The organism is Roseateles sp. NT4, from assembly GCF_051857475.1.
In the GTDB taxonomy this organism is placed as follows: domain Bacteria; phylum Pseudomonadota; class Gammaproteobacteria; order Burkholderiales; family Burkholderiaceae_C; genus Pelomonas.
Genome location: NZ_JBPZGZ010000001.1, coordinates 900,179 through 918,916 on the forward strand (window position 1 = coordinate 900,179; position 18,738 = coordinate 918,916).

Annotated in this window: 22 protein-coding genes; 16 read left to right on the forward strand and 6 right to left on the reverse strand. The window is 68.4% G+C overall.

Going from position 1 to position 18,738, the window contains the following annotated elements; all coding sequences use genetic code 11:
• Nucleotides 1-20 precede the first annotated feature (20 nt).
• The 9 genes from ribD to tolA are packed head-to-tail and all read left to right on the forward strand — an operon-like array spanning nucleotide 21 to nucleotide 6,752.
• The gene (gene ribD, locus ACS5PN_RS04260) at nucleotides 21-1,052 is read left to right on the forward strand and encodes a bifunctional diaminohydroxyphosphoribosylaminopyrimidine deaminase/5-amino-6-(5-phosphoribosylamino)uracil reductase RibD (protein ID WP_439462692.1); all 1,032 of its coding nucleotides are present in this window, start codon (nucleotides 21-23) and stop codon (nucleotides 1,050-1,052) included.
• A gap of 49 nt (nucleotides 1,053-1,101) precedes the next feature.
• Nucleotides 1,102-2,199 (forward strand): bifunctional 3,4-dihydroxy-2-butanone-4-phosphate synthase/GTP cyclohydrolase II, encoded by a 1,098-nt coding sequence (ribBA, locus tag ACS5PN_RS04265; RefSeq protein ID WP_439462693.1) that lies wholly within the window; start codon nucleotides 1,102-1,104, stop codon nucleotides 2,197-2,199.
• 15 nt (nucleotides 2,200-2,214) lie between these two features.
• Nucleotides 2,215-2,688, forward strand: a complete 474-nt coding sequence (ribH, locus tag ACS5PN_RS04270; protein ID WP_439462694.1) for a 6,7-dimethyl-8-ribityllumazine synthase — start codon at nucleotides 2,215-2,217, stop codon at nucleotides 2,686-2,688.
• The gene (nusB, locus tag ACS5PN_RS04275; RefSeq protein ID WP_439462695.1) at nucleotides 2,685-3,176 is read left to right on the forward strand and encodes a transcription antitermination factor NusB; all 492 of its coding nucleotides are present in this window, start codon (nucleotides 2,685-2,687) and stop codon (nucleotides 3,174-3,176) included. Before ribH ends, nusB begins: the two co-directional genes overlap by 4 nt.
• Before the next feature lie 7 nt (nucleotides 3,177-3,183).
• Complete coding sequence (locus tag ACS5PN_RS04280; RefSeq protein WP_439462696.1) at nucleotides 3,184-4,371, forward strand: pyridoxal phosphate-dependent aminotransferase; 1,188 nt, start codon at nucleotides 3,184-3,186, stop codon at nucleotides 4,369-4,371.
• Entirely contained in the window at nucleotides 4,368-4,766 is a 399-nt protein-coding gene (ybgC, locus tag ACS5PN_RS04285) for a tol-pal system-associated acyl-CoA thioesterase (RefSeq protein ID WP_439462697.1), read from the forward strand. The genes ACS5PN_RS04280 and ybgC overlap by 4 nt, the downstream gene beginning before the upstream one ends.
• On the forward strand, nucleotides 4,763-5,437 hold the full coding sequence (gene tolQ, locus ACS5PN_RS04290; RefSeq protein WP_439462698.1) for a protein TolQ: 675 nt from the start codon (nucleotides 4,763-4,765) through the stop codon (nucleotides 5,435-5,437). The genes ybgC and tolQ overlap by 4 nt, the downstream gene beginning before the upstream one ends.
• Complete coding sequence (gene tolR, locus ACS5PN_RS04295; RefSeq protein ID WP_439462699.1) at nucleotides 5,437-5,871, forward strand: protein TolR; 435 nt, start codon at nucleotides 5,437-5,439, stop codon at nucleotides 5,869-5,871. Before tolQ ends, tolR begins: the two co-directional genes overlap by 1 nt.
• A complete protein-coding gene (gene tolA, locus ACS5PN_RS04300; RefSeq protein WP_439462700.1) occupies nucleotides 5,868-6,752 on the forward strand; it encodes a cell envelope integrity protein TolA in 885 nt (294 codons plus the stop codon). Before tolR ends, tolA begins: the two co-directional genes overlap by 4 nt.
• Before the next feature lie 6 nt (nucleotides 6,753-6,758).
• On the opposite strand, the gene ACS5PN_RS04305 is transcribed toward tolA, so the two are convergent.
• The 5 genes from ACS5PN_RS04305 to ACS5PN_RS04325 all read right to left on the reverse strand — a co-directional run bounded on the left by ACS5PN_RS04305 (nucleotide 6,759) and on the right by ACS5PN_RS04325 (nucleotide 10,446).
• Nucleotides 6,759-8,039, reverse strand: coding sequence for a response regulator (locus ACS5PN_RS04305; RefSeq protein ID WP_439462701.1), 1,281 nt, complete (start codon nucleotides 8,037-8,039; stop codon nucleotides 6,759-6,761).
• 92 nt (nucleotides 8,040-8,131) lie between these two features.
• Nucleotides 8,132-8,632, reverse strand: a complete 501-nt coding sequence (locus ACS5PN_RS04310; RefSeq protein WP_439462702.1) for a DoxX family protein — start codon at nucleotides 8,630-8,632, stop codon at nucleotides 8,132-8,134.
• Nucleotides 8,629-9,330: an HvfC/BufC family peptide modification chaperone gene (locus tag ACS5PN_RS04315; RefSeq protein WP_439462703.1), complete on the reverse strand. Its 702-nt coding sequence runs from the start codon at nucleotides 9,328-9,330 to the stop codon at nucleotides 8,629-8,631. The genes ACS5PN_RS04310 and ACS5PN_RS04315 overlap by 4 nt, the downstream gene beginning before the upstream one ends.
• Nucleotides 9,327-10,178, reverse strand: a complete 852-nt coding sequence (gene bufB / locus ACS5PN_RS04320) for an MNIO family bufferin maturase (RefSeq protein WP_439462704.1) — start codon at nucleotides 10,176-10,178, stop codon at nucleotides 9,327-9,329. Before bufB ends, ACS5PN_RS04315 begins: the two co-directional genes overlap by 4 nt.
• Nucleotides 10,179-10,182: 4 nt before the next feature.
• The gene (locus ACS5PN_RS04325; RefSeq protein ID WP_439462705.1) at nucleotides 10,183-10,446 is read right to left on the reverse strand and encodes a BufA1 family periplasmic bufferin-type metallophore; all 264 of its coding nucleotides are present in this window, start codon (nucleotides 10,444-10,446) and stop codon (nucleotides 10,183-10,185) included.
• A gap of 101 nt (nucleotides 10,447-10,547) precedes the next feature.
• Between ACS5PN_RS04325 and ACS5PN_RS04330 the strand changes: the two genes are divergently transcribed.
• Together ACS5PN_RS04330 and ACS5PN_RS04335 are read left to right on the forward strand one after the other, a co-directional pair.
• Nucleotides 10,548-11,129 carry a sigma-70 family RNA polymerase sigma factor gene (locus ACS5PN_RS04330; protein WP_439462706.1) on the forward strand — a complete coding sequence of 194 codons (582 nt, stop codon included), beginning with the start codon at nucleotides 10,548-10,550 and terminating at the stop codon, nucleotides 11,127-11,129.
• Nucleotides 11,126-11,320 (forward strand): zf-HC2 domain-containing protein, encoded by a 195-nt coding sequence (locus ACS5PN_RS04335; protein ID WP_439462707.1) that lies wholly within the window; start codon nucleotides 11,126-11,128, stop codon nucleotides 11,318-11,320. Before ACS5PN_RS04330 ends, ACS5PN_RS04335 begins: the two co-directional genes overlap by 4 nt.
• On the opposite strand, the gene pcp is transcribed toward ACS5PN_RS04335, so the two are convergent.
• On the reverse strand, nucleotides 11,321-11,974 hold the full coding sequence (pcp, locus tag ACS5PN_RS04340) for a pyroglutamyl-peptidase I (RefSeq protein WP_439462708.1): 654 nt from the start codon (nucleotides 11,972-11,974) through the stop codon (nucleotides 11,321-11,323).
• A gap of 129 nt (nucleotides 11,975-12,103) precedes the next feature.
• On the opposite strand from pcp, the gene ACS5PN_RS04345 reads away from it, so the two are divergent.
• From ACS5PN_RS04345 to ACS5PN_RS04365, 5 genes are all read left to right on the forward strand, one after another.
• Complete coding sequence (locus tag ACS5PN_RS04345) at nucleotides 12,104-14,635, forward strand: ATPase, T2SS/T4P/T4SS family (protein WP_439462709.1); 2,532 nt, start codon at nucleotides 12,104-12,106, stop codon at nucleotides 14,633-14,635.
• Between the two features lie 142 nt (nucleotides 14,636-14,777).
• A complete protein-coding gene (locus ACS5PN_RS04350; protein ID WP_439462710.1) occupies nucleotides 14,778-16,514 on the forward strand; it encodes a GspE/PulE family protein in 1,737 nt (578 codons plus the stop codon).
• Nucleotides 16,511-17,743, forward strand: coding sequence for a type II secretion system F family protein (locus ACS5PN_RS04355; RefSeq protein ID WP_439462711.1), 1,233 nt, complete (start codon nucleotides 16,511-16,513; stop codon nucleotides 17,741-17,743). The genes ACS5PN_RS04350 and ACS5PN_RS04355 overlap by 4 nt, the downstream gene beginning before the upstream one ends.
• 150 nt (nucleotides 17,744-17,893) lie before the next feature.
• Nucleotides 17,894-18,271, forward strand: a complete 378-nt coding sequence (locus ACS5PN_RS04360) for a type II secretion system protein (RefSeq protein ID WP_439462712.1) — start codon at nucleotides 17,894-17,896, stop codon at nucleotides 18,269-18,271.
• Nucleotides 18,272-18,275: 4 nt separating this feature from the next.
• On the forward strand, nucleotides 18,276-18,725 hold the full coding sequence (locus ACS5PN_RS04365; RefSeq protein WP_439462713.1) for a pilus assembly FimT family protein: 450 nt from the start codon (nucleotides 18,276-18,278) through the stop codon (nucleotides 18,723-18,725).
• Nucleotides 18,726-18,738: the final 13 nt, after the last annotated feature.

The window sequence follows — 18,738 nt, forward strand, 5'->3', positions numbered from 1 at the left end:
GCCCTGGCTAGACTGCGGGCATGAATTCGCCCGCCATCACAGCGGCGCTGCGGCAAGCGCTTTCCCTGGCCGAGCAGGCCATCGGCCTCACCGATCCCAACCCCCGCGTCGGCTGCGTCATCCTGGCGGCCGATGGCCGGGAGCTCGGCGCTGGCCACACCCAACCCGCCGGGCAGGCGCATGCCGAAGTGATGGCCCTGCGTGATGCGGCAGCCCGCGGCCATGACGTGCGCGGCGCCACCGCGATCGTGACCCTGGAGCCCTGCTCCCACCATGGCCGCACGCCACCTTGCTGCGATGCGCTGATCGCCGCCGGCATCGCCCGCGTCGTGGTGGCCGTCGAAGACCCCAATCCCCAGGTCGCCGGCCAGGGCCTGGCGCGCTTGAGAGCAGCCGGCCTGCAGGTCGAACTGGCCGACGCGGCAACCGCCGAGGCCGCCAGCGAGCTCAATATCGGCTTTTTCTCGCGCATGCGGCGCGGCCGGCCCTTTGTGCGGCTGAAGTCGGCCATTTCCCTCGACGGGCGCACCGCCCTGTCCGATGGGCGCAGCCAGTGGATCACCGGCGAAGCGGCGCGTGCCGACGGCCATGCCTGGCGCCGCCGTGCCGGCGCCGTGCTGACCGGTATCGGCACGGTGCTGGCCGACGACCCGCGCATGGATGTGCGCCTGGTGCCGACAGCCCGCCAGCCGCTGCGCCTCGTGCTCGACCCGCAGGGCCGCATGCCGGCCGGCGCGCGCATCCTGCAGCCGCCCGGTGAAACGCGGGTCATCGGCCCGGGCCGGCCCGATCTTGCGGCGCTGATGGTCGAACTGGGCGGCCAGGGCATCAATGAACTGCATGTCGAAGCCGGCCCGACGCTGTCCGGTGCCTTCCTCGACGCCAGTCTGGTCGATGAGCTGCTGATCTACCAGGCACCGATACTGATCGGCGCGGGCCGGCCGCTCGCCGATCTGGCGGCCTTGACCGGCCTGGATGCAGCCCGGCGCTGGCGCTTCATCGAAGCCACACCGATTGGCCAGGATCTTCGTCTTCGGCTGCGGCCCAAGTAACACCCCACGCGGCACAAGCCGCTAGGGTCGCCACCTACAATCGCCGGCTATGCCCATCTCCCCCATTCCCGAGCTGGTGGCCGAGCTGGCCGCCGGCCGCATGGTCATCCTGGTCGACGAGGAAGACCGCGAAAACGAAGGCGATCTCGTGCTGGCGGCCGATCTGGTCACGCCCGAGGCCATCAACTTCATGGCCAAGTACGGCCGCGGCCTGATCTGCCTGACCCTGCCGCGCGAGCATTGCGAGCGCCTGCAGCTGCCGCCGATGACGCGCCGCAATGGCACCCAGCATGGCACCGCCTTCACCGTGTCCATCGAGGCGGCCACCGGCGTCACCACCGGCATCTCGGCCGCCGACCGGGCCCGCACCGTGCAGGCCGCTGTCGCGCCGGATGCCAAGGCCAGCGACCTGGTCCAGCCCGGCCACATCTTCCCGCTGCAGGCCCAGGACGGCGGCGTGCTGATGCGCGCCGGCCATACCGAAGCGGGTTGCGACCTGGCCCGCATGGCCGGCCTCTCGTCCACCTCGGTCATCTGCGAGATCATGAAGGACGACGGCACCATGGCCCGCCTGCCGGACCTGGAGGTCTTCGCCGCCGAGCATGGCCTGAAGATCGGCACCATCGCCGACCTGATCGAATATCGCAGCCGCAACGAGAGCCTCATCACGCGCGTCGCCCAGCGCCGCCTGACCACGGCCCAGGGCGAGTTCGACTGCCAGATCTTCACCGACCGCACCGGCGGCACCCACCTGGCACTGAGCCACGGTGAGTGGACGGCGGACAGCGAGGTGCTGGTGCGCGTGCACGAGCCGCTGTCGGTCATGGACCTGCTGGAAGCCGGCTCTTGCGGCCACTCCTGGGGCCTGCCCGCAGCGCTCGGCGCAGTGAAGGCGAGCGCGGGTGGTGTCGTCGTGCTGCTGAACTGTGGCGAAGACGCCGCCGGCGTGCTGGCCCGCGTGCAAGCCGAAAAGGCTGCGCCGCCCACCAAGGGCGCGATGGACCTGCGCACCTATGGCGTCGGCGCCCAGATCCTGAAGTCGCTCGGCGTGCACCGCATGAAGCTGCTCGGCAGCCCGCGCCGCATGCCCAGCATGACGGGCTACGGCCTCGAAGTGACGGGCTTTCTGGCCCCTCCCAACTGCTGACCCGAAAGGCCCGCGATGCAAGATTCCGAACAAGGCCTGCCGAGTTTCGAGGGTGCCCTCGACGGCAGCGAACTGACGATTGCCATCGTCCAGGCGCGCTTCAACGACGCCATCACGTCGTCGCTGGCCAGCGCCTGCCTGGCCGAGCTGTCGGTGCTGGGCGTGCCGACCGAAGCCATCCGCCACATCACCGTGCCGGGTGCGCTGGAGGTGCCGCTGGCCCTGCAGGCCCTGGCCGAGAGCAATGACTACGACGCCTTGATTGCCCTGGGCTGCATCATCCGCGGCGAGACCTACCATTTCGAACTGGTCGCCAACGAGAGCGGCTCGGCCGTGACCCGTGTCGGCCTGGACCATGGCATTCCGATCGCGAACGCCATCCTGACCGTCGAGAACGAAGCCCAGGCCTGGGCCCGCGCCGAACCCAAGGGCCGCGACGCCGCCCGCGTCGCCGTCGAGATGGCCAATCTGTTGAAAGAGATCGAGTGAACGCACCGCAAAAGACCGCATCCAAGACGGCCGCCAAGCCTGGTGCCAAGCGTGCCCCCGTCAAGTCGGCGCGCCGCCGCTCGCGCGAAGCCGCCGTCCAGGGCCTCTACCAGTGGTTGCTGACTGGCGAGGACATCGGCGCCATCGTGGCCCTGGGCCGCGAGCAGGAAGGCTATGCCAAGCTCGACGTCAAGCATTACGACGCCTTGCTGGGGGGCTGCGTCAACGAGGCGGCCGACCTGGACGCCATCCTGTCCCGCCACGTCGACCGCAAGACGACGGAGCTGTCCCCCATCGAGCACGCCATCCTGATGATCGGCGCCTACGAGCTCAAGCACTGCCTCGACATCCCCTACAAGGTCGCCATCAACGAGGCGGTCGAGCTGGCCAAGTCCTTCGGTGGCACCGACGGCCACAAGTATGTGAACGGCGTGCTGGACCGCGCGGCTGTCGATCTGCGCCCGCTCGAGATCGCTGCCAAGCGTTGATCGCGCCGTGAAGTTGGCCGCCCGGCTCGACCGCATCGAGCCCTTCTATGTGATGGAGCTGGCCAAGGCCGCGGCCCAGGTCGCGGCCGGGCCGTTGTGCGATCCGGCCCAGGGCGGCCGGCGCATGATCCGCCTGAATATCGGCGAACCCGACTTCGGTGCCGCGCCTGCCGTGCGCGAGGCCGTCGCCCACGTCGCCCAGGGCCCAACGCCCTACACCGACGCCCTCGGCCTGCCCGCGCTGCGCGAAGCGATTTCGCGCTGGTATGCCCAGCGCTTCGGCCTGGACATCTCGCCCTCCCGCATCGCCGTCACTGCCGGCGCCTCAGCCGCCCTGCAACTCGCCTGCCTTGCCCTCTTCGAGCGCGGCGACGAGGTGTTGATGCCCGACCCATGCTACCCATGCAACCGCCACTTCGTGACGACCGCGGACGCGACGCCGCGACTGCTGCCCACTGGTGCCGCCGAACGCTTCCAGCTCGATGCCGCCCAGGTGCGTGAGGCGTGGACGCTCGCGACGCGCGGCGTGCTGCTGGCTTCGCCGAGCAACCCGACCGGCACGTCGATCGCGCCCGAGGTTCTGGCCGACATGGTGGGTTTCATCCGCAGCCAGGGCGGTGTCACCGTCGTCGACGAGATCTATCTGCCGCTGAGCTACGAGGAACACTTCGGCCACAGTGCCCTGGGGTTACCTGGAGCAGGCGAGGACATCGTCTCGGTCAACAGCTTCTCCAAATACTTCGGCATGACGGGCTGGCGCCTGGGCTGGCTGGTGCTGCCCCCTGTCCTCGTGCCTGCCATCGAACGCCTGGCCCAGAACCTCTACATCTGCCCGTCCACGCTGGCCCAGAAAGCGGCCCTGGCCTGCTTCGAGCCCGAGTCCATCGCCGAGTTCGAGCGCCGCCGCGCCGTGCTGAAGCAACGCCGCGACTTCATCGTGCCGGCGCTCAACGACCTCGGTCTGACCGTGCCCGTGCCGCCCGACGGCGCTTTCTATGCCTGGATGGACATCAGCCGCTTCCACGCCGACAGCTGGGCCTTTGCCCACGAGCTGCTGAAAAGCGCCCAGGTCGCGCTGACGCCCGGCCGCGACTTCGGCCTGTCCGACCCGCAGCGCTGGATGCGCCTGTCCTTCGCCTCGTCGATCGAGGACCTTCAAGAGGCCGTCGCCCGCCTGCGCGAGGTGCTCGTGTGAGCGAATTCCAGTTCCCCATCCGGGTGTATTGGGAAGACACCGACGCCGGCGGCATCGTCTTCTACGCCAACTACCTGAAGTTCTTCGAACGGGCCCGCACCGAGTGGCTGCGCGCGGCCGGCGTCGAGCAGCACCAGCTGCGCGAGGAGACCGGCGTCATCTTCGTCGTCGCCGGCACCAGCCTGCGCTATCTGGCGCCGGCCAAGCTGGATGACCTGCTGACCGTCACCGTCGAACCCCAACCCGCGGGCCGCGCCAGCCTCGTCGTGCGCCAGCGCGCCCTGCGTGGCGACACGCTGCTGTGCGAAGGCGAGATCCGCATCGGCTGCGTGCGCGCCGACGACCTGAAACCCCAACGCCTGCCCGACTCGGTCGTCGCAGCGATCACCGCATGAACCAAGACCTGTCCATCGTCTCCCTGATCCTGCACGCCAGCTTCGCGGTGCAGCTTGTCATTGCCGGCCTGCTGCTGGTGTCGCTGGCGAGCTGGAGCGTCATCTTCGGCAAGCTGATCGGCCTGGGCCAGATCAAGCGCCGCAACGACGCCTTCGAGGCCGAGTTCTGGAGCGGCAAGAACCTCAACGACCTCTACCAGTCGGTGGGCAACCGCACCGACGGCGCGCCGCTGGAACGCATCTTCGCCTCCGGCATGCGCGAGTTCCTGAAGCTGCGCGAGAAGCGCGTGACCGACTCGGGCGCCCTGCTCGACGCCGCCCGCCGCGCGATGCGGGCCAGCTTTCAGCGCGAACTCGACGCGATGGAACACAACCTGTCCTTCCTCGCCTCGGTCGGCTCGGTCTCGCCCTATGTGGGCCTGTTCGGCACCATCTGGGGGATCATGCACGCCTTCGTCGGCCTGTCCAACCTGACGCAGGTCACGCTGGCCACCGTCGCGCCCGGCATCGCCGAAGCCCTGGTGGCGACGGCCATCGGCCTATTCGCCGCCATTCCCGCCGTGCTGGCCTACAACCGCTTCGCGCGCCAGATCGACCGCAGCGCGATCACGCTGGAGACCTTCATCGAGGAGTTCTCCAACATCCTGCAGCGCAACGCGACGCAACACTGATGGCTGCCATCTCCTCCCGGGGCGGCCGCCGGCGCCGCACGATGAACGAGATCAACATGGTCCCCTTCATCGACGTGATGCTGGTGCTGCTCATCATCTTCATGGTCAGCGCGCCGCTGATCACGACCGGCCTCGTCGACCTGCCTAGCGTGGGCAAGAGCCGCCAGCAGCCCGAGCACGTCATCCAGGTCATCGTCGGCACCGACGAGAAGCTCAAGATCAAGGTCGACCAGCTCGAGCCCGAGTCCATCCCGGTCAATCGCCTGGCCGAGCGCGTCAAGAAGGCCCAGGGCAAGGATGCCAACAGTCCCGTCGTCATCTCGGCCGACAAGAACGTCAAGTACGAGGCCGTCGTGCAGGTCATGGACACGCTGCAGCGTGCCGGCATCCAGCGCGTCGGTCTGGCCGTGAAGAGTGGTGCCTCCTCGAAGTGAATTCCGCCGCCGCCGTCCTGCGTCCTCCTGAGTCGGCCGGCCTCGGCCGTGGCCTGACGCTGGCCCTGGTCGCCCATGGCCTGCTCATCCTTGCCCTCAGCTACGGCCTGAACTGGCACAGCGACTCCTCGCCGGCCTTCGAGGCCGAGCTGTGGTCGTCCATTCCCCAGACCGCCGCGCCGCGCGAGGAAGCCCCGCCCGAGCCAGAACCCGAAGCGCCCAAGCCCGATACGCGCGCCCAGCAGCGCGCGGCCGAAGAGGCTGCCGCCGAGCAGCAGCGCGAGGCCGACATCGCCATCGCCAAGGAGAAGAAGCGCAAGGAGGAGAAGGCCCGCGACGAAGCGGCAAGGCTCGAGCGCCTGGAAAAGGAAAAGGCGGCCAAGGAACAGGAAGCCAAGGACAAGGCCGCGAAGGACAAAGCGGCCAAGGAAGAGCAGGAGCGCACCAAGAAGCTCAAGGACGAAAAGGCGACCAAGGACGCCAAAGAGGCGAAGGAAGCCAAGGACGCTGACGCCAAGCGCGAAGCCCAGCGCCAGGAGAACCTGCGCCGCATCCAGGGCATGGCGGGCGGCCAGCCCAACTCGACAGGCACCGGCACGCAGAACTCGGCACCTTCGGCCGGCTATGCGGGACGCATCAAGGGCAAGATCCGGCCGCTCATCATCTATGCCGACGACGGCAACGCCAATCCGACGGCCGAGATCCAGGTCACGCTCGGCCCCGATGGCCGCATCCTGGGCAGCAAGGTCCTCAAGGCCAGTCCCGATGCCGACTGGGATCGCGCCGTGCTGCGCGCCATCGAAAAGGCCGAGACCCTGCCCCGCGACGTGGACGGCCGCGTGCCGCCGGTGCTGATCCTGACCTTCCGCCCGCGCGAGTAGCGGGCGTCAGATCTCCGCCGGGGTGGGCCGTCCCGGCAGCACCCGGTGCAATTCTTCGGCCAGGGCCTGCAGATTCATGGGCTTGCTGAGGTAGCCGTCCATGCCGGCGCTCAGGCACAGGCTGCGGCGCAATTCGCTGTCGCCGGACGTCGCCGCGACGATGGGAAACGGCGGCAAGGTGCCGATGCGCTGCAAGGACCTCAGGTGCTCGCTGGCCTCCAGCCCGTCCATGACCGGCATGTCCACGTCCATCAGCACCATGTCGGGCGGCTCGTCGCAGCAGGAGTCGAGCGCCTCGATGCCGTCGGCGGCAACCACCACCTCGTAGCCCAGGGCCTCGAGCTGGCCGCGCGCCACGATCTGGTTCACCAGGTTGTCGTCGACGACGAGCACACGGCGGCTTTCCTGGACGTACAGCGGCGTCGGCGACGTCAGCCGCGACAGCGCCGTCGAGGTCCGCTCGTCGACATGGGCGGTGAATCGCTCCAGCTCCAGCGGGCTGAGCGGCAACACCCGGATGTCGACCGGGCCGCGGCCGCGCATGCGCAGCGTATCGGAGCCCAGGACCACGGCCAGCACCGTCCAGAGGCTGGGCAAGGCCTGCGCGACTTGTTCCAGAAGCGGCAGGTCCTCGCCGCCCTGCTCCGCGACGATCATCAGCATCGGCGCCAGTCCGGCCACGGTCGCCGCAGCGGCGTCTTCCAGCGATCCGAACGACATCACATGCCAGCCCATCTGCCGCAACCGCGTCTCGACCGAATCCAGCTCACCGGGTAAAGCGCTGACCAGCCATGCCACGCTGCCGGCGGCGTCAGGCGAGTGTTCAAAGGCGACGTCCTCCGCCGCGACCTCGCCGCTCAGGGAGATGACCAGGCCGTCGGGCCCGGCGTCGACGAACTGGACCAGGCCGGCGGTGGCCGGACACGGGGCTTCCGCCCGTGCTACCAGATCCTGGGTCTCGACAGCGTCTTCGGCAACCAGATGCAGGCGCTGCAGCACGCCCAGCACATCGCCAGGTCGGGTCACCCCGGTGCCCGCCGCGTGGATGACGATGCTGCTGCGGCCGTACACCGGCGGCTGGACTTCCGCGCTGAACATGACGAAGCCCGACTCGAAACAGTCGACGATGCCAAGCAGGATGCGGTGGATGCCCGCCCGTAGATAGGGGCCGGGCTCGTGAAGCTCGAGGCGGGGGCCACGGTAGTCGAAATAGGCGACCAACCCCTTGCTGCGGGCGTGTGGCAGCACGTCGCGCGCGCTCTGCGTGAACAGCTCTGAGAATTCCATGGACGGACCGTTACCAACTGTCCGCCAGACTAGGACAAACCCGGCCGCTACATCGTTTCCAGATGTGGCGGATTCTTACAGTGCGGTATCAGTCAGTGCGAGCGGCCGGCGGCCGGCTTGAAAAGCAGGCGATCGACAGACCAGCGGCCCGCGCCCCACAGCGCGATGACCAGGGCCAGCACGCCCCACAGGATGTGCTGGAACTCACCGGCGGGCGACAGGTCTTCGGCCGGCAGGGACAAGGCGGCCATCAGGTTGACGACAAACAGGCCGGCACCCGCGAAGCGGCCCGCCAGGCCGAGCACCAGCAACACGGGAATCACCAGTTCGCCCCCAGCGCCCATATAGGCCGCCAGCGTCGGCGGCAGCAGCGGCACCTGGTAGTAGTCGTTGAACAGGGCCAGCGTGGCCGACCAATCGTGCAGCTTGACCAGGCCGGACATGAAGAAGACCTTGGCCACATACAGGCGCGCCGCCAGCAGGGCCAGCGACTGCAGATGGCTCACCAGCGTGTCCAGCGGTGCCGGCAGGCGGGTCGGCTGCAGGCCGGGGTCGGTGAAGGCACGCAGGGTGGCGGAGATCAGAGTTTTCATGAGGATGTCGTGGTCCGGTTCGGTGGCGTCGCCCTGACCCCTTGCAGCCAGGCGTTCTGCAGCGCGGCTTGCAGCCAGGCGGCGAAGTCGAAGTCGGTTTCGGCGCCGGAACCTTTCACTGCCGCCGCTTCCAGCGCCTCGGCAAGATTCACCCCGTCCAGCACGGCCCGCACGAAGACGGCATCCAAGTCCGCGAGAGCCTGGGACTGCCCGCGCCAGCCCTGGCGCCAGACGAGGACGGCGCCCTCGGTCTGGGCCAGCAGGCTCACGCCAGGGCGCAGCTGCAACCACAGGGTGTCCGGCGCATGGCTGCCCAGCAATGCCAGGGATTCGGCATCCAGTGCGGCATCTTCGGCGCGCTCGGCCTGGTGCAGGGCCCAGTCCAGGCGCGCCAGGTCGGGCAGGCCCGAGGCCTCGCCGGCGCGCTCGACCAGAAAGCCGGCCAGCATCCCGCCCCACCGCCCGAGGTCGCCGCTCTCCGGCGGGTGGACGCGCCAGAAGGTCCAGGCCAGCGACGCGAATTCGTCCTCGCCGAGTTCCTCGCGCAGGCGCGCAAACGGCACGGCCAGGGCCTGGGCCGACAGTGCCTGGATGTTGTTGCGATAAGCGGCCAGGCCACGCTGGCTGCCGGTCAGACCGGCAGGCGCGGCGCCGCGGCCCAGCAGCGCGTCGACGAAGGCCTGCTGATCGGCCTTCATGGCTGCAGCGCCCTCGCCCGCCCGGCTTCGGCCAGCAGCACGCCGAGTTCGGGCACGGCGGTGTCCCATTCGATCAGCGTCGGCAGCGGGCCGAGGCGCTGCTGGGCGTGTGCGTAGACGCGCCAGACCTCATCGCGCACGCGGCTGCCGTGGTCGTCGATGACGAGGCCGTCCTCGCGCTCGCAATGACCGGCGAGGTGGATCTCGCCGACGCTGCCCGGGCGAAGGGCATCCACCCAGCGCATGGCCTGGGCCGCGGCGGCCTCGGCGACATGGCCGTCGTTGCGGGCGTTGACGAAGAGGTTGTTGACGTCCAGCAGCAGGCCGCAACCGCTGCGTCGCGTCAATTCGTTGAAGAACTCGGGCTCGGCGAGGGTGTCACCCGCCCAGCCGACATAGGCGCTGATGTTCTCGACCAGCATCGGCCGGCCCAGGCGCTCCTGCACCTGCTGCACATGGGCCACCATCAGCGCGAGCGACTCGTCGTTGAAGGGGATGGGCAGCAGATCGGCCGCATGCAGGCCCGAGCCGACGCGGGCAAAGCATGCATGGTCGGACACCCAGCGCGGCTGCATGCGCGCGGCCAAGCGGGCCAGGCGCTCCAGATGTGCTTCATCCAGGCCGGCGGCAGACCCCAGGGCCAGGCCGACGCCGTGCAGGCTGAGCTCATACGCTTCGCGGCCGGCTTCCAGCACGGCCAGCGTGATGCCGCCGTCGGCAAAGAAATTCTCGGAGTGGACCTCGATGAAGCCGAGCGCGGGGCGCTCGGCCAGCAGGGTCTCGTAATGAGGCTGGCGCCAGCCAATGCCCACGCAGGGGCCGGCCGGCGCCGGGGTGATCGCGATCAAGCGGTCACTTCTTGGCGGGCGCCTTGGTCGAGCCGCCTTCCTTCTCGCACGTGCCCTTGGCGACGTACTTCCATTCGTTGGCGTCCTTGTCGGCCTTGGATTGGCCGGCGCAGGAATGGCTGCCGTTGGCGGTAGCGCAGTCGTTCTGGCCGGCCTTGGCGATGCCGTAGCACTTTTCCTTGCCGGCGTCGGCCGCCTGGGCCTGGGCGACGAGGCCCAGCGACAGGGCGGCAGCGAGGGCGGAGGACACGAGGGCTTGGTTCTTCATGGACAGGTCTCCAAAAGGTTGGGGGGTGGAAAGGCGGCCGATGATGCGGCGGCGAGGCTGAAGTCGCAAGACACTGCCGAGTCCTTACACTGCCCGCCGTCATGACCGCCTCCGCCGATTTCTGCCGCCAGATCGAGACCCTGCGCCCTGCCCTGCTGAAATATGCCCGGCTGCAGCTGCGCAACCCGGCCTGGGCCGAAGATGCGGTCTCCGAGACCCTGCTCGCCGCGTTGGAGAAGCCCCAGGCCTTCGCCGGCGCGAGTCAGCTCAAGACCTGGCTGGTGGGCATCCTCAAGCACAAGCTGGTCGACCAGATCCGCAAGAACAGCCGCGAGATGTCGACGACGGCCACGAGCGAAGACAGCGAGGACCTGGACGAGCTGCTGTTTGCTGGCGACGGCCATTGGCGCGAGGCCCAGCACGACTGGGGCAACCCCGAGGACGTGCTGCGCCAGCTGGACTTCATGAAGGTGCTGGAGGCCTGTGTCGAGAAGCTGCCGGGCCAGCAGGGGCGGCTCTTCATGATGCGGGAATGGCTGGAGCTGGAGTCGGAGGAGATCTGTAAGGAACTGGCGATCACGCCGACCAATCTCTGGGTCATGCTGCACCGGGCCCGGCTGAGGCTCAGGGAATGCCTGCAGACCGGCTGGTTCGGCGCCGCGCAGGCCGGAGGAGCGACTTGATCAAGCTGAAGATCACATGCCGGGAAGCCACGGAGATCACGCTGAAGGCGGAGGATCGCAGCGTGCCGCTGGCCGAGCGCCTGTCGCTGCGCCTGCACCACCGCATCTGCACCAACTGCCGCCGCTTCTACCGCCAGGTCGCGCTGATGCGCCAGGCCAGCGCCCGCTGGCGTCAGTACACCGAAGACTGATCAAGCGACGGGCGCGCCTTCGTCGGGCGCCGCCGAGGCGAGCTCCTCTTCTCCCGTCCAGGCGATCGCGATAGCCAGCTTGATGGCATCGACCTGGGCCGCCAGGCTCATGCTGGCCACCGTCGGCAGGCTGCGCGCCGCCTGCTCGGGCAGGGCCGGAATGTGGATGAAGCCGCTCTTGACGGCCTGGCCGGCGAGCTGGTGCTGCAGCTCGAAGAACACCTGGTTGCAGACAAAGGCCCCGGCCGACAGCGAAAGTCCGGCGGGATGCCCGGCCGCACGCAGGCCATTGCGCATGGCCTTGATGGGCAGTGTCGAGAAATAGGCCGCCGGTGCATCCGCGCGCACCGGCACGTCTTGCGGTCGCTCGCCGGCGTTGTCGGCGATGCGGGCATCGATGAGGTTGACGGCCACGCGTTCGATGGAGATTTCGGTGCGGCCACTCGCCTGGCCGAGGCAGATGACCAGCGCCGGCCGCACTTGCGCCAGCGCCTGGGCCAGCGCGGCGGGTGCGCCGCCAAAGCTCGTCGGCAGGCAGCGCGTCTGCACCGTGGCGCCGGCGATGACCTGGCCCTGCAGGGCCCGTGCGATTTCCCAGGAGGGATTGATGGCCTCGCCGCCAAAGGGTTCGAAACCGGTGAGCAGGATGTTCATGGCCCCATTGTCCCCAAGCCCGGTGCGGGCTGCAGCCCGTGGGTCTGAGGCGTCAGCACGGCGTTTTTTCGGGCCTGGGCCGCGGCCCCAGCCCTCCATAATCATCGGCAGCCCCTGCTGCCCCAGCCCATGAACGACCCGTCCCAGCCCCTGCCCTGGCCCCATGTCGACACCGACCCCACTGCGGGTACGGGCGTTCCGGCTTCCGGTTTCCTCTGGCCCAGCCCCCCCTATGCCGCCTACCCCCAGCCGCAGGTGCAGCGCGGCCCCGAGGCCTGCGAGATCCTCGGCCTGAACAACAGCCGCAGCACCGGCCAGCTGCTGCAGCTCGATGCCAGCGACCGCATCGTGCAGATCAATGTGCCGCCGGCGCGCAACAGCATGCCGCTGAAGTTCAGCCAGTTCCGCGCCATCAAGCTGCTGCGCACGGTCACGGTACCGCCCCGGGATGCCGGCGATCTGAGCTCGCCGCTGAGCGTGGACCAGCGACCGCGCACCGAGTTCCGCGTCGTCTTCAACGGCGGCGACGAGCTCAAGGGCACCACCATCGGCCATCACAACGACAACCTGGGCCTCTTCCTGTTCCCGCCGCTGGCCGACGACGACGACTCGGTGCGCCGCGTCTTCGTGCCGCGCGAGGTGCTGGCGCACTTCGAGATCGGCGAGCGCCTGGGCGACATGCTGCTGAAGGATGCGCTGGTCACGCCCGAGCAGCTCAATGCCGCCGCCGTCGAGCAGAGCGATCTGCGCCAGCGCCGCGTCGGCGACATCCTCGTCAACCAGCAGATCGTCACGGCCGAGCAGCTGATGCAGGCCATCGAGCAGCAGGCCAAGATGCCCATGGTGCGCATCGGCGAGGCCCTGCTGGCCCTGGAGCTGGTCACGCCCGACCAGCTCGAGCACGCCCTGGTGCAGCAGCGCGACGACCGCTCCGTGCCGCTGGGCGAGCTGCTGGTGCGCAAGGGCGTCATCAGCCGTGCCCAGCTGCAGTCGGCGCTGGCGCGCAAGATGGGCTATCCGGTCGTCGACGTCGAGAACTTCACCATCGAGCCCGATGCCGTGCGCAAGCTGCCGCATGCCGTCGCCAAGCGGCTGGAAGTGCTGCCCCTGGTGCTGCGCGACGGCCGCCTCATCGTCGCCATGGAAGACCCGACGCGGCGCGACGCCCTCGACGAGGTCGAGTTCATCACCCAGCTCAAGGTCGTGCCGACGCTGACCAAGCTCGGCACCCTGCAGTTCGCGATTCCGTCGGCCTTCGACCGCTATGGCGCCGAGGCTTTGCCGCGCGGCAATGCCGACCCCCTGCCCGACTTCCAGCCCGACTTCACGCTGGAGAGCTCCAACAAGCTCATCGAGAGCCTGGAGCGCGACAGCAGCGAGCGCAGCACCAAGGAAGAAGAGTCGCACATCGAGCAGAGCGACAACTCCCTGGTACGCCTGATCAACTCCATGATCATCGAGGCGCACAACCAGGGCGTGTCCGACGTCCACATCGAGACCTACCCGGGGCGCGAAAAGCTCAAGATCCGTTTCCGCCGCGACGGCGTGCTGCAGCCCTATCTGGAGCTGCCCCATACCTATCGCAACGCCGTGATCGCCCGCGTCAAGATCATGTGCGACCTCGACATCTCCGAGCGTCGCAAGCCCCAGGACGGCAAGATCAACTTTGCCAAGTATTCGCCCCAGCACAAGCTGGAGCTGCGCGTGGCGACCATCCCGACCAACAACGGCCTGGAAGACGTCGTCATGCGGCTGCTGGCCAGCAGCAAGCCCATGCCGCTGGACCGCATCGGCCTGAGCCCGGCCAACCTCGCCGCCTTGCAGTCGGCCGTCGCCCGCCCTTACGGCATGGTGCTGTGCGTCGGCCCGACCGGTTCCGGCAAGACGACGACGCTGCACTCGGCGCTGAGCTACATCAACACGCCGGAGCGCAAGATCTGGACGGCCGAGGACCCGGTCGAAATCACTCAGGCCGGCCTGCGCCAGGTCCAGGTGAACCCCAAGATCGACTGGACCTTTGCCAAGGCCCTGCGTGCCTTCCTGCGCGCCGACCCCGACGTCATCATGGTGGGCGAAATCCGCGACCAGGAGACGGCCGAGATCGCCGTCGAGGCCTCGCTGACCGGCCACCTGGTGATGTCCACCCTGCACACCAACAGCGCGCCCGAGACCATCACCCGCCTGCTCGACATGGGCATGGACCCCTTCAACTTTGCCGATTCGCTATTGGCCGTGCTGGCCCAGCGCCTGGTGAGGCGCAGCTGCTCGACCTGCCGCACCAGCGAGGCCATGACCGAGGCCGAGCTGCAGGAACTGCTGGACGACTATCTGCATGTCTTCCCGGCCGAGAGCCGGCCCAGCAAGCTCGCACTGATGTCCGACTGGATCAAGTCCTATGGCCAGGGCGGCCGGCTGATGAAGTACCACAGCCCCGGCTGCACGGCCTGCGGCGGCAGCGGCTACAAGGGCCGCGCCGGCCTGCACGAACTGCTGACTGTGTCCAAAGACATACGCCGCATGATCCAGACCGGGGCCCGCGCCGAGGAACTACATCACGCCGGCCTCGCCGAAGGCATGCGTTCGCTGCGCCAGGACGGCATCATCAAGGTCTTGCAGGGCATCACCACCCTCGCCGAAGTCCACGCCACCAGCAATGCATAGATCGCCCACCCCCTACCGGCTTCGCCGGCCCCCTCGAGGGGGCACTGCCAGCGGCCTGGCAAAGCCAGTTCCGCGGCAGTCGCTGGGGAAGGCACTCTTTTGCGCAGAGGCTCGTGGAAGCCAACATTGAGAGTTCGAGCCGATGAGTGATACCCCGGTCGAAACGGCAGCCGCCGCCCCCCGCCCCAAGCTGCGCCTGGGCGACGTTCTCGTCGAGCAGCAGCTGATCTCGGCCGAGCAGCTCGGCCAGGCGCTGGAACTGCAGCGCGCCACCGGCAAGAAGCTGGGTCGCATCCTCATCGAGGCCAACCTCATCACCGAGGAGGCCCTGGCCCATGTGCTGGCCCGCCAGCTGCGCGCGCCCTTCGTCAACCTCAAGACCTTCCCGCTCAAGACCGACCTGGTGCGCCTGCTGCCCGAGACACCGGCGCGGCGCTTCCGTGCCCTGGTGCTGGAGGAGCGCGGCGACACCCTGCTGGTGGCCATGGCCGACCCGCTGGACCTGTTCGGCTTCGACGAGCTGGCCAAGATCCTGAAGCGCCGCCTGGCCATGGCCGTCGTCGCCGAAAGCCAGCTACCGGCCGTCTTCGACAAGCATTACCGCCGCAGCGACGAGATCTCCGGCCTGGCCAAGGCGCTGGAGAAAGACATCGGCGACGCCGTCGACTTCGGCGCCCTGCAGGCCAGCGTCGGCCAGGAAGGCGCGCCCGTCGTGCGCCTGCTGCAGTCGGTGTTCGAGGACGCGACCCGCGCCGGCGCTTCCGACGTGCACATCGAACCCCAGGAGGGCGAGCTGCTGATCCGCAACCGCGTCGACGGCCTGATGCAGACCCTCACGCAGGCCGACAAGCGCATCGCGCCGGCCCTGGCCCAGCGCCTGAAGCTGATGGCCGGCCTGGACATCTCCGAGAAGCGCCTGCCCCAGGACGGCCGCTTCACGCTGCGCCTGAGCGACCGCACCCTGGACGTGCGCCTGTCCACCATGCCCAGCCAGTACGGCGAGTCGGTCGTCATGCGTCTGCTGGGCCAGGGTTCGGCCCTGCGCCGCCTGGGCGACATCGGCATGCCCGAGGACATGCTCAAGCGCTTCCGCGAGCTGCTGAACCGCGACTCCGGCATGATCCTCGTCACCGGCCCGACCGGCTCCGGCAAGACCTCGACGCTGTACGCGTCCCTGGCCGAACTGGACTCCGAGAAGCTCAAGATCATCACGGCCGAAGACCCCATCGAATACCGCCTGCCCGGCCTGACCCAGGTGCAGGTCAACGACAAGATCGAGCTGGACTTCGCCAAGGTGCTGCGCGCCGCGCTGCGCCAGGACCCCGACGTCATCCTGGTGGGCGAAATGCGCGACGCCGAAACCGCCGAGATCGGCCTGCGCGCCGCCATCACGGGCCACCTGCTGCTGAGCACCCTGCACACCAAGGACACCGTCTCCACGCCCTTCCGCCTGTTGGACATGGGGGCGCCCCCCTTCATGGTCGCCACCTCGCTGCAGGCCGTGCTGGCCCAGCGGCTGCTGCGCGGCGTCTGCAAGCATTGCGCCGAACCGCATCACGCGACGCCCCAGGAGCAGGCCTGGATCAACGAGGTCATGACCTTGAACGGTGAGGAGACCGGCCCCGTCAAGAGCGTCGCGGGCCGCGGCTGCTCCGAGTGCAACGGTACCGGCTACCAGGGCCGGCGCGGCATCTACGAGATGCTGGAGCTCGACCCCGACATGGCCCTCGCCATCCAGAACAGCGATGCCGGCGGCTTCCTGACCGCCGCGCGCAGGTGGCTCAAGGGCAAGACCCTGGCCGACCGCAGCCTGGCACTGGTGCGCGAAGGCAAGACCTCACTGGCCGAAGCCGTCCGCATCAGCGTGGACGCTGAATGAGCAACTTCGCCTTCAAGGGGCGCAATGGCCGCGGCGAGCTGGTCGAAGGCATTGTCGACGCTGCCAACAGCGACGCTGTCGCCGCCCAGTTGATGGCCGGCGGCGTCGTGCCGGTCAGCATCGAGGCGACGAATGAAGCCGTCAGCGTGGCGGGTGGCAGCAACTGGCTCGAGGCCCTGCTCGCCAAGCCCATCACCCAGGAAGACGCCCTGGTGCTGACGCGTCAGCTCTACACGCTGCAGAAGGCCGGCGTGCCCATCCTGCGCTCGCTGGCCGGCCTGGAGGCCTCCACCAGCCACCCCGGCATCGTCGCCCTGTTGCAGGACGTGCGCGCCAGCCTGGACCAGGGGCGCGAGCTGGGTACCGCCTTTGCGCGTCACCCCACCGTGTTCAGCACCTTCTACGTCGCCATGACCCGTGTCGGCGAGCTGACCGGCAAGCTGACCGAGGTCTTCCAGCGCCTGTCCGAGCACCTGGAGTTCGAGCTCGACATCCGCGCCCGCATCAAGCAGGCGCTGCGCTACCCCATCATGGTGGTCGTCGCGATGGCCATCGCGCTGGTGATCATCAACATCTTCGTGCTGCCCAAGTTTGCCGAGGTGTTTTCCCACTTCAAGAGCGAGCTGCCGCTGATGACGCGCATCCTGCTCGGCTTCTCCGGCTGGACGGTGAAGTGGTGGCCCATGGTGGTCGCGGGCTTCATCGGTATCGCCCTGGCCTGGCGCAACTGGATCGCGACGCCCGACGGCCGCTACGCCTGGGACCGCTTCAAGCTCAGGCTGCCCATTGCCGGCAATATCGTGCTGAAGGCCACCCTGGCCCGCTTCGCGCGCAGCTTTGCGCTGGCCAGCAGCTCGGGCGTGCCCATCAGCCAGGCCCTGACCGTCGTGGCCCAGACCGTGGACAACGCCTACATCGGCGCCCGCATCGAGCAGATGCGCGACGGCGTCGAACGCGGCGAGAGCATCTCGCGCTGCGCCACCGGCACCGGCGTCTTCACGCCCATCGTTCTGCAAATGATTGCGGTGGGTGAGGAGACGGGCGAGCTGGACACCCTGATGACCGAGATCGCCCAGATGTACGAGCGCGAGACCGACTTCGCCATCAAGGGCCTGTCGGCGGCCATCGAGCCCATCCTGCTGACCATCATCGGTGCCATGGTGCTGGTGCTGGCCCTGGGCGTCTTCCTGCCGCTGTGGAACCTCGGCCAGGCGGCCATGGGGCGCTGACGGGCTCGTCGTTCGTGAATCCTGCAACGGATTGCAGGCCGGCTTTGAGCCGTCATAAAACTCGTGAGCTATTCACTTCTCATCGCTGGGGCCCTGGCCGATAGTCATGCCACATCGCACCACAGCGCATAGAGCGCAAGGAAGGCATCCATGAACAAGTCCCAGCAAGCCGGCTTCACCCTGATCGAACTGGTGATGGTCATCGTCATCCTCGGTGTGCTGTCTGCCGTGGCCCTGCCCAAGTTCGTTGCCGTCGATACCGATGCCAAGGCCGCTGCGCTGAGTGGCGTTGCCGGCGCGCTGAGCTCGGCATCGGCCATCAACTACGCATCCCGCAAGGTGAGCACCACCAACGGCAGCGTTCCCATCACCGACTGCAACCAGGTGCCGAACGCGCTGCAAGGCGGCCTGCCCACCGGCTACACCATTGCTTCCCTGGCAGCCGGCAACAACACCACCGTGAGCTGCACGCTGACGCAGACGTCGACCACCAATACGGCGACGTTCACCGCCACCGGCATCCTCTGATCCCATGACCCGTGCCCCGCGCTCAGCCGCGGGCTTCACGCTGATCGAGCTCATCCTCGTCATCGTGATCACAGCCGCCCTGGCGGTGTTCGCCATCCCCAAGATGGTGGACACAACGCAGTGGCGGCTGCGTTCTTTTGGCGATGACCTGATGGGCCGCCACCAGGCCCTGCTCAGGCAGGCCCTGCAGCAGCGCCGCCCCATCGTGGCGACCTTCAGCAGCACCGGCGTGAGCTGGGCCTATGCCAGCGGCGGTTCGCTCGGGACGCTGTCCTGCCCCCCCACCGAAAGCCCCTGCATCTCAGGAAGCGGCACCGTGACCTTCAACAGCGCCAACAGCGGAGCCACCACGACGAGTACGGGCGGCGCCTTGACCGTCACGGTCGCCTCGGGCAGCTACAGCCAGGCCTACCGCATCGAAGCGGATACCGGTCTGATTTACCCGACTCCTTGAGGCTTGGACCATG